The organism is Blastocatellia bacterium (assembly GCA_025055075.1).
Lineage (GTDB): Bacteria > Acidobacteriota > Blastocatellia > HR10 > HR10 > HR10.
The window spans coordinates 58,338-67,793 of sequence record JANWYV010000005.1; the positions used below are offsets into that span (position 1 = coordinate 58,338).

The window sequence follows — 9,456 nt, forward strand, 5'->3', positions numbered from 1 at the left end:
CTCACAGCCCGACGCCGAAGCGCCCTCCGGCTATCGGGGGATCACCTCCACGCTTCCTCCGGCAGCGAGGATCTTCTCTCGCGCCGAAGCACTGAACCGATGGGCCACGACGCGCAAAGGCTTCGTCAACTCGCCGCGCCCGAGGATGACCACACCGTCGCCAATCTTCTTGACGATGCCGCGTTCGTGTAGGACCTTTGGCGTGACTTCCGCCCCTGCCTCGAACCTCGCCTCTAGGACGTCCAAGTTCACCTCGGCCCATTCCTTCTTGAACTCATTGGTGAATCCCCGCTTGGGGAGTCGGCGGATGAAGGGCATCTGACCGCCCTCAAATCCCGGTCGCATGGAGAAGCCCGAACGCGACTTCTGCCCTTTGTGCCCGCGCGTGGCGGTCTTGCCGTGACCAGAGCCGGGACCGCGCCCAACGCGCTTGGGCCGATGCACCGCTCCAGCCGGCGCCTTCAGATTGTGCAATCCCAGAGCCATAGCGCTTCTCCCCTCGAAGACCTTACGCCTTCGGTTCGTCCTCCAAGATGCGCACAAGATGCGGAACCTTCGCCACCATGCCGCGAATGGCCGGATGATCCGGGCGCTCGACGATTTGATTGAGCTTGGTCAGGCCGAGGCTCCGCACAATGATCTTGTGCTTCTTCGGATGCCCGATGACGCTTCGGTAATACTGAATCCGAATCATCTTGGTCGGCTTCTTCTCCTCACCCATAGGCCTGCCTCCGGAAGCGCGCTCACAATTCGGCGACCGCTTTTCCGCGCAAGCGGGCGACCTCTTCAGCGCTGCGCAGCAATTTGAGTCCGGCGAAGGTCGCTCGCACGACATTATGCGGATTGTTCGAGCCAATGGATTTCGTGAGCACGTCGCGCACGCCCGCTGCCTGCATGATGGCTCGCACGGGACCACCAGCGATCACGCCCGTCCCTTCGGCCGCCGGGCGCAGGAGCACCTTCCCCGCTCCGAAATGCCCGATCACCGGATGGGGGATCGTCGTCCCCTTCAGGGGAATGCGGATGAGATTCTTCTTCGCCGCTTCGATCCCCTTCTTGATCGCGGCGGGAACCTCCCGTGCCTTCCCCAGGCCGAACCCCACGATCCCCTCCTGATTGCCGACGACGACCAGAGCGCTGAAGGAGAGGTTCTTCCCTCCTTTGACGACCTTCGCCACGCGCTTGACCGAGACGACGTATTCCTTCAGCGCCAACCCCTCGGGTGAGATGATCTCTCGCTTCGCCGTCACCATACCATGCCCCCTCTTAGAATTCCAAGCCCGCTTCGCGCGCTGCTTCCGCCAGTGCCTTCACACGCCCGTGATAACGATAGCCTCCGCGATCGAAGACGACTCGCGTGATGCCCCGCTCCAAAGCGCGCGCGGCGATCAGTTTCCCGACTTCACGCGCCGCAGCGATGTTCCCTCCATATCGCGGACGCCCATTGGCGCGCAGCGCGCGATCAAGCGTAGAAGCCGCCGCCAATGTGATCCCGCGCTCGTCGTCAATGAGCTGCGCATAGATGTGCCGCAGGCTTCGGAACACAGCCAAGCGAGGTCGCTCGGCCGTCCCTCGCACCCGCTTGCGAATCCGCTTGTGAACGGCCAGACGTCGCTGTTGTCGCGTCTTCTTCTTGATCATAGCGCCCCGATCACTTCCCAGTCTTGCCGGGCTTCAACCGCAGCACTTCATCGGCGTACCGAATGCCCTTGCCCTTGTAGGCATCCGGTCGCCGCAAGCTCCGAATGTTCGCCGCGATCTGCCCGACCAGTTGCTTATCAATTCCGGAGACGATGAGCGTCATCTGATATTCCGAGATCGGCTTCGTGCGCCGCTCGACCTTCACGTCAATGCCGTCCGGGATGGGGAACTCGATCGGGTGCGAATAGCCGAGCGAGAAGATGATCCGCCGTCCCTGCACCTCCGCTTTATACCCGATCCCGACGATGTCCAGCTCCTTCGTGTAGCCTTCGGTGACCCCTCGTACAGCGTTAGCCGCCAGCGCACGGGCCAGTCCGTGCAGGGCTTTCGCCTCCTCATCCTCGCGCTCAGCCACAAGCATCCCGTCTTGCAGACGGAAGCGAACGCCGGGCGGCACCGGAGTCCGAAGCGTCCCTTTCGGTCCGGTGATCTCCAGATGCGTCGGCGCGATCGCCACCGTCACTCCCGCCGGAACGGGAATCGGCTTCCGTCCAATGCGCGACATCTCTCAATCACCTCCTTCTCAAGCGCCGAGCTTTCGCCCTTCGCCCTCGGCTCCTCAATAGACATAGCACAAGACCTCTCCCCCGACATTCTGACGCCGCGCGTCGCGCCCGGTCATGATGCCCTTGGGCGTGCTGAGGATGGCGATTCCCAATCCGCCCAAGACGCGGGGGATCTCCTTCGCCCCCACGTAAACGCGTCGTCCCGGTCGAGAGACCCGCTCCACGTTCAGGATCGGCGTCTCCCCTTCCGGCCCGTACTTCAAATAGAGGCGCAAAACCTTCTTGGCGCCCTCGCTCATGATCTTGTAGTTGCTGATGTACCCCTCCTCTTTCAAGATGCGGGCGATCTCCACTTTCATCTTCGAAGCGGGCACATCCACGCGGGGATGGCGCGCCCGCACGGCGTTTCGGAGGCGCGTCAGCATATCCGCAATCGGATCGGTCATCATAGCCCGTTGTCCTCCTCACCAACTCGCTTTGATGACGCCCGGGATGTGTCCCTCCAGGGCCAACTGACGGAAGCACAGTCGGCACAGCATGAACTTCCGGTAATAGCCCCGCGCCCGTCCGCAACGCCGGCATCGATTCCGATAGCGGACCTTGAATTTCGGCTCCTTCACCATCTTGGCAAACTGACTTTTTCGCGCCATATCCTCATGCTCCCGTGCGGAACGGCATGCCCAGAAGCGCGAGCAACGCCCGCGCCTCCTCATCCGTCTTGGCCGTCGTCGTGATGCAGATGTTCATTCCGCGCGCCTTGTCCACCTTGTTGAAATCCACCTCGGGAAAGACCAGTTGATCCCGCAACCCGATCGTGTAGTTCCCGCGTCCGTCGAACGACCTAGGCGAGAGTCCCCGGAAATCGCGCACGCGCGGCAACGCGATGTTGATGAGCCGATCGAGAAATTCGTACATGCGATCGCCCCGCAGCGTCACCATGGCACCGATAGTCATCCCCTTGCGCAGCTTGAACGCCGCAATGGACTTCTTCGCCCTCGTGATCACAGGTCGCTGTCCCGTGATCATGGATAACTCTTCAACGGCCCGATCCAAGGCCTTGGGATTTTGAATCGCCTCGCCCAATCCCATGTTGATCGTGATCTTCTCCAACCGCGGCACGGCCATCGGATTCGTATAGCCAAACTCCTTCATGAGCGCAGGCACGACGACCTCGCGATAGCGTTGTTTCAATCGCGGCACATATTTGGGCGCTTTCGCGACCATAGCTCATCCCCTCACTTATCAATCACGCCGCCACAGCGTTTGCAAATGCGGGTCTTGCGCCCGTCGGCGCCCACCTCTCGGCGAATGCGCGTCGGGCGATTGCAGGCCGGACAGACGACCATCACGTTCGAGATGTCAATATAGGCCTCTCGCTCGACGATCCCCCCGGCGATGCCTCGCCGCGGATTCGGGCGCACGTGCCGTTTCACGATCCGCATTCCCTCGACCAGGACCTTCCCCTCGCGAGGCTTCACCTCCAGGACGCGCGCCCGCTTGAGCACGATGCGTCCAGAGGGATCGCGCTCCTTGATGTTGCTGCCGGCCAGCACGACGACCGTATCGTTCTTCTTGACGTGCGCCATAGTCAGATCACCTCCGGCGCCAGGCTGATGATCTTCATGAACTTCTTCTCGCGCAACTCGCGCGCCACCGGCCCGAACACGCGCGTCCCGATCGGCTCGCCGTCGGGTTTGATGAGAACGGCCGCGTTATCGTCGAAGCGAATATATGTCCCGTCGCGGCGTCGGACCTCCTTGCGCGTGCGCACGATCACGGCGCGCACGACCTGCCCCTTCTTGACGGCCGCATCAGGAGCCGCTTCCTTCACTGTCGCCGTGATCACATCCCCCAGGGTGGCGACCGGTCCGGTCGCACCCCCGACCGGCATGATGCACTGAATCCTCTTAGCACCGGAATTGTCGGCCACCTCCAGCATCGTGCGCATCTGGATCATACGCCCTCACCTCCTTTGACCTCACCGATCTCCTCGCCCACCTTGGGTCCGGCCTCCGGCATACGACGTGCGGCTCGCTGAATGATCTCCACCACGCGCCAGCGCTTATGCCGAGACAGCGGGCGCGTCTCCATGATTCGCACCTTATCGCCGACGCGCGCTCCCAGCTCATCGTGCGCCATGAATCGGGAGCGTCGCTTCACGACGCGCTCATACTTCGGATGGCGCATGAGGCGCTCGACGGTCACGACGACCGTCTTCTGCATTTTGTCGCTGGTGACAATACCCACCATCTGATGGCGATGGCCACGCGGCTTGGTCCGCCCTGGTGTCGTCTCCGTCCCACTCATACTCACTCATCTCCGAATCCCCAGCTCGCGCTCGCGCCGGATGGTCAGGACGCGAGCGAGTTCCTTCTTCGTCTGGCGATATGTCTTGAGCACTTCCATCTCGCCCAGGCTCAGCCGGAAGCGCAGCCGAAAGAGCGATTCCCGCAACGCGGCCTCATGGGCCTGCAATTCCTCCTCGCTCATCTCGCGCAAGCGTTCGATGGGCGTCATGCCAAGACCTCCTCTTGTTCTCGCCGAGTGACGAATTTCGTCTTGATCGGCAGCTTCGCGGCGGCCAGCCGAAAGGCCTCCCGAGCCATCTCTTCGGAGACCCCTTCGATCTCAAAGAGGATGCGTCCGGGCTTGACCACCGCCACCCAGAATTCGGGCGAGCCCTTCCCCTTCCCCATCCGGGACTCCTGCGGCTTGCGCGTCACCGGCTTGTCCGGAAAGATGCGAATCCAGAGCTTCCCTCCTCGCTTGACATGACGCGTGATCGCCACACGCGCCGCTTCGATCTGCCGATCCGTGATCCAGGCCGGCTCCAGCGCCTTCAGGCCATATTCCCCGAAGGCGACCGTCGCCCCGCGCGTCGCGATCCCCGACATACGTCCCCGCTGCTGCTTGCGATATTTCACCTTCCTCGGCATCAACATAGGCCCGCTCCTCCTCTCATCGCCGCCCCGAGGGCTTCGCTCCCTTCAGCAACGCCGCCCGCGGATCCAAGACATCGCCCCGATAGATCCACACCTTCACGCCAATCACACCGTAGGTCGTATAGGCCTCGGCGAAGCCATAATCAATGTCCGCGCGCAGCGTCTGCAGCGGCAGCCGCCCATGCAAATACCACTCTGAGCGCGCGATCTCGGCCCCGTTGAGCCGCCCCGAGACGCGAATCTTGATACCTTTGGCACCAAAGCGCATGGCGTCCTCAACGGCCTTGCGCATCGCTCGACGGAAGGCCACCCGTTTCTCCAGCTGCTGGGCGACCTTCTCTGCCTGCAATTGCGCGCTCAACTCCGGCCGATCGATCTCTTGAATGGCGATCATCACCTCACGCTTCGTGCGTTCGGCGATCTCGGCTCGCAGCCGATCGATCTCCGCACCCTTGCGCCCGATGATGATCCCCGGCCGCGCCGTGTGGATGATGATCTTCAGCTTATTCGCCGCCCGCTCAATGTCCACGTGCGAGACCCCGGCGCCACTGAACCGCTGCTTCAGCTCCTGCTTGAGCCTCAAATCCTCAAGCAGCAGCTTCCCGTAATCCTTCTTCGCGAACCACACCGAGTGCCACGGCTTGATGTAGCCGAGGCGAAATCCATACGGATGGACCTTCTGTCCCACAGCTTACGCCTCCCCTCCTTCTGACTTTCGTGTAGCGACGACGATCGTGATGTGGCTCGATCGTCGCCGTTCCAAATACGCGCGCCCTCGCGGCGCTGGACGATAGCGGCGCGATCCCGCGCGGTGCTTCGTCGGCCCGGAGTTGACGTAGCATTCCGAGACGATGAGATCATCCACGTCCAAGGCGATGTTCTGCTCATCGGCCTTGCGCAGGGCATTGGCGATGGCCGATTGCAACACGCCCAGGATCTTGCGCGCCGCCCGCTTCGGGCTGAAGAGCAAGATCGAACGCGCTTCGTTGACGCTCTTGCCCCGAATCAGATCAATCACCAAGCGCGCCTTCTGCGGCGAGCCCGGAATGAATTTGCCGACCGCCCTGGCCTCCATACGCGCTCCCCCTTCATTTCCGTTTGGCCGTCTTCTCGGCTTTGGACGTCTTCTCCGGATGACCGCGGAAGGTCCGCGTCGGCGCGAACTCCCCGAGCTTATGCCCCACCATGTTCTCGGTGATGTAGACGGGAATGAACTTCCGCCCATTGTGCACGGCGATCGTATGCCCGACCATCTCCGGGATAATTGTCGAGCGCCGCGACCACGTCCTGATGACCTTTCGCTCCCCCGCCTCGTTCAGCTTCCGAATCTTCTCCAGCAGATGATCATCCACAAAGGGCCCTTTCCTGAGCGACCGTCCCATAGGCCTTTACTTCCTCCGTTGGATGATGAACCGATCCGTGCGCCGATTCCGCCGTGTCTTGTACCCGAGGGTGGGTTGCCCCCATGGGGTCTGCGGATGGTTCCCCTTGGAGCGCCCCTCGCCTCCCCCATGCGGATGATCGATGGGATTCATGGCGATCCCGCGCGTCGTCGGACGAATGCCAAGCCACCGCTTGCGTCCCGCCTTCCCCAGCGAGATGTTCTCATGATCGAGATTGCTCACCTGTCCGATCGTCGCCATGCAGTTGACATGGATCAAGCGGATCTCACCCGAAGGGAGACGAACGTGCGCATAGTCGCCCTCTTTGGCCAGCAGTTGGGCAGCACTTCCAGCACTGCGCACAAGCTGTCCCCCTTTGCCCGGCCGCAGCTCGATGTTATGAATGGTCGTCCCGACCGGGATGTTCTTGAGCGGGAGGGCATTCCCCACGAGGATATCCGCATCGGGGCCGGAGACGACCGTCTGTCCCACTTTCAACCCATGCGGCGCCAGAATGTAACGCTTCTCCCCATCCGCATAATGGAGCAAGGCGATGAACGCCGACCGATTCGGATCGTACTCGATCGTGGCCACGCGCGCCGGGATGCCAAACTTGTCCCGCTTGAAATCAATGATCCGATAGCGCCGCTTGTGGCCCCCACCGCGATGCCGGACCGTGATATGCCCATCGTTGTTCCGCCCATGAATTCGCCGCTTGCTGACCGTGAGCGGCTTGTACGGCTCCTCGGCCGTGATCTCCTCCTTGGTCAAAAACGTCTGAAATCGCCGCGACGAATTCACCGGTGCGACTGTTTTGATCCCCATCCCGACCTCCTTTCCGGCCGGCCCATCAGACCAGCTCCGTGTACTCGGTGATCCGCTCTCCGGCGCGGAGCGTCACATACGCCTTCTTCCACGCCGCTCGCCGCCCGCGCAACCGCCCGAAGCGAAAGACCCGTTTGCCGCGATAGTTCACCGTCCGCACCTTTTCGACCTTCACCTTGAAGATGCGCTCGACGGCCTGCTTGATCTCCTGCTTATTCGCCGCTCGATCCACCTTGAAGACCAAGACCTGCTTCCCCTCTTGCTCCTTCAGCCGCAACGCCTTCTCGGTCACGACTGGCGCTTTGATGATCTCCCAAATGTTCCGCATCCTCCTCCCCCCAACTCAGCTTCGCGAGAGGATCGCCTCCACCTCTCGGATCGCCGCTTGCGAGAAGGCGATCGTCTCATAATAGAGCACATCGTAGATGTTCACCCCGTGCCCGCTAGTCAGCTTCACGCGCGGCAGATTCCGCGAGGCGAGCGCGAGGTTTCGATTCTCCAACGAATCCACAAGCAGCGTCTTCTTCTCCGCCAGACCGAGTGCGGTGAGCACTCGCACTAATTCCTTCGTCTTATGGCTGGGCAAAGTCAATTCGTCGAAGACGATCAGATTCCCCTCGCGCAAGCGCTCCGAGAGCGCAACGGCCAGCGCCGCGCGCCGCACCTTCTTCGGCAGCTCATAGGAGTAGTCGCGCGGCTTGGGCCCATGCACCGTTCCCCCGTGCCGCCACAGCGGCGTGCGAATCGAGCCCACGCGCGCTCGTCCCGTCCCCTTTTGCCGCCACGGCTTGCGCCCGCTGCCGGAGACCTCGCCCCGCGTCTTCGTCGAAGCCGTCCCCGCTCGCTGCTTCGCCATGAACCACCGCACGGCTTCCCAGATCAACGCGTGATTAAGCGGCCGCGCGAAGACGCGCTCCGAGAGCGCAATCTCGCCCACGATCTCTCCTTGCAGATTCCTCACCGGTACAATCGGCATGATCCGCTCCTCCTCACACCTGCGCCTTGCGGATGATCACATATCCGCCATTGGGTCCGGGCACACTCCCGCGCACCACCAACAGATGCTTCTCCGGATCAACGCGCATGATGCGCAGATTCCGCACTGTGTGCCGCCGCATCCCCATGTGCCCCGCCATGCGAGAACCCGGCCACACGCGCGATGGATAGCTAGAGGCCCCAATTGACCCCGGCGCGCGATGGAACATCGAACCGTGCGAGGCCGGTCCTCCGGCGAACCGATGCCGCTTGACGAAGCCCGCGAATCCTTTCCCCTTTGTCGTCCCCGTGACGTGCACCAATTCCCCCTCGCGAAAGACACTCACCAACACGGTCTCACCCACTTGAGGGTCCTCACCACCTGGCGCCAGACGCACCTCGCGCAGGATGCGTGTCGGCGGCACGCCCGCGCGCTCGAAATGCCCCCGCATGGGCTTATTCACGCGCTTAGGCGGTCGCTCCTCGACCAACCCGAGCTGCACCGCTTCATACCCATCCTTCGCCGTCGTCTTCCGCTGAACGACGACACAGGGCCCGGCCTTGAGGACCGTCACCGGAACGGCCGTCCCATCCGGTTCGTAAATCTGCGTCATCCCGATCTTCTTCCCGATGAGCCCGGTGATCATGACCGCTCCCTTCCGAAAGCTTTGATCTCCACGTCCACGCCCGCCGGCAAGTCCAGGCGCATCAACGCGTCAATGGTCTGCGGCGTCGGATTCAGGATGTCAATCAACCGCTTGTGCGTGCGGATCTCGAATTGCTCGCGCGATTTCTTATCCACATGCGGCGAGCGCAGGACCGTGAACCGACTCTTGTCCGTCGGCAGCGGGATCGGACCGGCCACGCGCGCGCCCGTGCGCCGAGCCGTCTGCACGATCTCAGCCGCCGATTGATCGAGCACGCGGTGATCGTACGCTTTCAGCCGAATGCGAATCTTCTCATTCAGCATAACCCCTCGCGATCACTCCACGATTTCGGTGATGGTGCCGGCGCCGACGGTGCGGCCGCCCTCGCGGATGGCGAAGCGCAAGCCTCGCTCCAGGGCAATGGGGGTGATCAGCTCCACCTCCAAATTCACATTGTCCCCCGGCATCACCATCTCCA

General features: G+C 62.3%; 22 protein-coding genes. All 22 read right to left on the reverse strand.

The window, feature by feature from the left end:
* Nucleotides 1-30: 30 nt before the first annotated feature.
* The gene (rplO, locus tag NZ746_01790; GenBank protein ID MCS6816091.1) at nucleotides 31-480 is read right to left on the reverse strand and encodes a 50S ribosomal protein L15; all 450 of its coding nucleotides are present in this window, start codon (nucleotides 478-480) and stop codon (nucleotides 31-33) included.
* A 28-nt stretch (nucleotides 481-508) separates the two neighbouring features.
* Nucleotides 509-721, reverse strand: a complete 213-nt coding sequence (rpmD, locus tag NZ746_01795; GenBank protein ID MCS6816092.1) for a 50S ribosomal protein L30 — start codon at nucleotides 719-721, stop codon at nucleotides 509-511.
* Nucleotides 722-743: 22 nt separating this feature from the next.
* Nucleotides 744-1,253: a 30S ribosomal protein S5 gene (rpsE, locus tag NZ746_01800; protein MCS6816093.1), complete on the reverse strand. Its 510-nt coding sequence runs from the start codon at nucleotides 1,251-1,253 to the stop codon at nucleotides 744-746.
* Nucleotides 1,254-1,266: 13 nt separating this feature from the next.
* Entirely contained in the window at nucleotides 1,267-1,641 is a 375-nt protein-coding gene (gene rplR / locus NZ746_01805) for a 50S ribosomal protein L18 (GenBank protein MCS6816094.1), read from the reverse strand.
* Nucleotides 1,642-1,651: 10 nt separating this feature from the next.
* On the reverse strand, nucleotides 1,652-2,206 hold the full coding sequence (gene rplF / locus NZ746_01810; GenBank protein MCS6816095.1) for a 50S ribosomal protein L6: 555 nt from the start codon (nucleotides 2,204-2,206) through the stop codon (nucleotides 1,652-1,654).
* Between the two features lie 54 nt (nucleotides 2,207-2,260).
* Nucleotides 2,261-2,656: a 30S ribosomal protein S8 gene (gene rpsH / locus NZ746_01815; protein ID MCS6816096.1), complete on the reverse strand. Its 396-nt coding sequence runs from the start codon at nucleotides 2,654-2,656 to the stop codon at nucleotides 2,261-2,263.
* Between the two features lie 15 nt (nucleotides 2,657-2,671).
* A complete protein-coding gene (locus NZ746_01820; GenBank protein ID MCS6816097.1) occupies nucleotides 2,672-2,857 on the reverse strand; it encodes a type Z 30S ribosomal protein S14 in 186 nt (61 codons plus the stop codon).
* A 4-nt stretch (nucleotides 2,858-2,861) separates the two neighbouring features.
* The gene (gene rplE / locus NZ746_01825) at nucleotides 2,862-3,407 is read right to left on the reverse strand and encodes a 50S ribosomal protein L5 (protein MCS6816098.1); all 546 of its coding nucleotides are present in this window, start codon (nucleotides 3,405-3,407) and stop codon (nucleotides 2,862-2,864) included.
* A 35-nt stretch (nucleotides 3,408-3,442) separates the two neighbouring features.
* The gene (gene rplX / locus NZ746_01830; GenBank protein MCS6816099.1) at nucleotides 3,443-3,793 is read right to left on the reverse strand and encodes a 50S ribosomal protein L24; all 351 of its coding nucleotides are present in this window, start codon (nucleotides 3,791-3,793) and stop codon (nucleotides 3,443-3,445) included.
* A 2-nt stretch (nucleotides 3,794-3,795) separates the two neighbouring features.
* Nucleotides 3,796-4,164: a 50S ribosomal protein L14 gene (rplN, locus tag NZ746_01835; GenBank protein ID MCS6816100.1), complete on the reverse strand. Its 369-nt coding sequence runs from the start codon at nucleotides 4,162-4,164 to the stop codon at nucleotides 3,796-3,798.
* On the reverse strand, nucleotides 4,161-4,457 hold the full coding sequence (gene rpsQ, locus NZ746_01840) for a 30S ribosomal protein S17 (GenBank protein MCS6816101.1): 297 nt from the start codon (nucleotides 4,455-4,457) through the stop codon (nucleotides 4,161-4,163). The genes rplN and rpsQ overlap by 4 nt, the downstream gene beginning before the upstream one ends.
* A 63-nt stretch (nucleotides 4,458-4,520) precedes the next feature.
* Entirely contained in the window at nucleotides 4,521-4,724 is a 204-nt protein-coding gene (gene rpmC, locus NZ746_01845) for a 50S ribosomal protein L29 (GenBank protein MCS6816102.1), read from the reverse strand.
* On the reverse strand, nucleotides 4,721-5,149 hold the full coding sequence (rplP, locus tag NZ746_01850; protein MCS6816103.1) for a 50S ribosomal protein L16: 429 nt from the start codon (nucleotides 5,147-5,149) through the stop codon (nucleotides 4,721-4,723). The genes rpmC and rplP overlap by 4 nt, the downstream gene beginning before the upstream one ends.
* Before the next feature lie 16 nt (nucleotides 5,150-5,165).
* Nucleotides 5,166-5,837, reverse strand: a complete 672-nt coding sequence (rpsC, locus tag NZ746_01855; GenBank protein MCS6816104.1) for a 30S ribosomal protein S3 — start codon at nucleotides 5,835-5,837, stop codon at nucleotides 5,166-5,168.
* A 3-nt stretch (nucleotides 5,838-5,840) separates the two neighbouring features.
* The gene (gene rplV, locus NZ746_01860) at nucleotides 5,841-6,224 is read right to left on the reverse strand and encodes a 50S ribosomal protein L22 (protein ID MCS6816105.1); all 384 of its coding nucleotides are present in this window, start codon (nucleotides 6,222-6,224) and stop codon (nucleotides 5,841-5,843) included.
* A 13-nt stretch (nucleotides 6,225-6,237) separates the two neighbouring features.
* Nucleotides 6,238-6,531, reverse strand: a complete 294-nt coding sequence (gene rpsS / locus NZ746_01865; GenBank protein MCS6816106.1) for a 30S ribosomal protein S19 — start codon at nucleotides 6,529-6,531, stop codon at nucleotides 6,238-6,240.
* Between the two features lie 6 nt (nucleotides 6,532-6,537).
* Complete coding sequence (gene rplB, locus NZ746_01870) at nucleotides 6,538-7,356, reverse strand: 50S ribosomal protein L2 (GenBank protein MCS6816107.1); 819 nt, start codon at nucleotides 7,354-7,356, stop codon at nucleotides 6,538-6,540.
* A gap of 25 nt (nucleotides 7,357-7,381) precedes the next feature.
* Nucleotides 7,382-7,684, reverse strand: coding sequence for a 50S ribosomal protein L23 (rplW, locus tag NZ746_01875; protein ID MCS6816108.1), 303 nt, complete (start codon nucleotides 7,682-7,684; stop codon nucleotides 7,382-7,384).
* 15 nt (nucleotides 7,685-7,699) lie between these two features.
* A complete protein-coding gene (gene rplD / locus NZ746_01880; protein MCS6816109.1) occupies nucleotides 7,700-8,332 on the reverse strand; it encodes a 50S ribosomal protein L4 in 633 nt (210 codons plus the stop codon).
* 13 nt (nucleotides 8,333-8,345) lie between these two features.
* Entirely contained in the window at nucleotides 8,346-8,978 is a 633-nt protein-coding gene (rplC, locus tag NZ746_01885; protein ID MCS6816110.1) for a 50S ribosomal protein L3, read from the reverse strand.
* Entirely contained in the window at nucleotides 8,975-9,301 is a 327-nt protein-coding gene (gene rpsJ / locus NZ746_01890) for a 30S ribosomal protein S10 (protein ID MCS6816111.1), read from the reverse strand. Before rpsJ ends, rplC begins: the two co-directional genes overlap by 4 nt.
* 12 nt (nucleotides 9,302-9,313) lie before the next feature.
* Nucleotides 9,314-9,456: elongation factor Tu (gene tuf, locus NZ746_01895; GenBank protein ID MCS6816112.1), on the reverse strand; the 143-nt coding region annotated here is incomplete at its 5' end.

Excerpts from the sequence above, each read along its gene's own strand:
- rpmD (MCS6816092.1), bottom strand. The coding sequence starts at position 721 with ATGGGTGAGGAGAAGAAGCCGACCAAGATGATTCGGATTCAGTATTAC.
- rpsE (MCS6816093.1), bottom strand. The coding sequence starts at position 1,253 with ATGGTGACGGCGAAGCGAGAGATCATCTCACCCGAGGGGTTGGCGCTG.
- rplR (MCS6816094.1), bottom strand. The coding sequence starts at position 1,641 with ATGATCAAGAAGAAGACGCGACAACAGCGACGTCTGGCCGTTCACAAG.
- rplF (MCS6816095.1), bottom strand. The coding sequence starts at position 2,206 with ATGTCGCGCATTGGACGGAAGCCGATTCCCGTTCCGGCGGGAGTGACG.
- rpsH (MCS6816096.1), bottom strand. The coding sequence starts at position 2,656 with ATGATGACCGATCCGATTGCGGATATGCTGACGCGCCTCCGAAACGCC.
- NZ746_01820 (MCS6816097.1), bottom strand. The coding sequence starts at position 2,857 with ATGGCGCGAAAAAGTCAGTTTGCCAAGATGGTGAAGGAGCCGAAATTC.
- rplX (MCS6816099.1), bottom strand. The coding sequence starts at position 3,793 with ATGGCGCACGTCAAGAAGAACGATACGGTCGTCGTGCTGGCCGGCAGC.
- rplN (MCS6816100.1), bottom strand. The coding sequence starts at position 4,164 with ATGATCCAGATGCGCACGATGCTGGAGGTGGCCGACAATTCCGGTGCT.
- rpsQ (MCS6816101.1), bottom strand. The coding sequence starts at position 4,457 with ATGGTGGGTATTGTCACCAGCGACAAAATGCAGAAGACGGTCGTCGTG.
- rpmC (MCS6816102.1), bottom strand. The coding sequence starts at position 4,724 with ATGACGCCCATCGAACGCTTGCGCGAGATGAGCGAGGAGGAATTGCAG.
- rplP (MCS6816103.1), bottom strand. The coding sequence starts at position 5,149 with ATGTTGATGCCGAGGAAGGTGAAATATCGCAAGCAGCAGCGGGGACGT.
- rplV (MCS6816105.1), bottom strand. The coding sequence starts at position 6,224 with ATGGAGGCCAGGGCGGTCGGCAAATTCATTCCGGGCTCGCCGCAGAAG.
- rpsS (MCS6816106.1), bottom strand. The coding sequence starts at position 6,531 with ATGGGACGGTCGCTCAGGAAAGGGCCCTTTGTGGATGATCATCTGCTG.
- rplB (MCS6816107.1), bottom strand. The coding sequence starts at position 7,356 with ATGGGGATCAAAACAGTCGCACCGGTGAATTCGTCGCGGCGATTTCAG.
- rplW (MCS6816108.1), bottom strand. The coding sequence starts at position 7,684 with ATGCGGAACATTTGGGAGATCATCAAAGCGCCAGTCGTGACCGAGAAG.
- rplD (MCS6816109.1), bottom strand. The coding sequence starts at position 8,332 with ATGCCGATTGTACCGGTGAGGAATCTGCAAGGAGAGATCGTGGGCGAG.
- rplC (MCS6816110.1), bottom strand. The coding sequence starts at position 8,978 with ATGATCACCGGGCTCATCGGGAAGAAGATCGGGATGACGCAGATTTAC.
- rpsJ (MCS6816111.1), bottom strand. The coding sequence starts at position 9,301 with ATGCTGAATGAGAAGATTCGCATTCGGCTGAAAGCGTACGATCACCGC.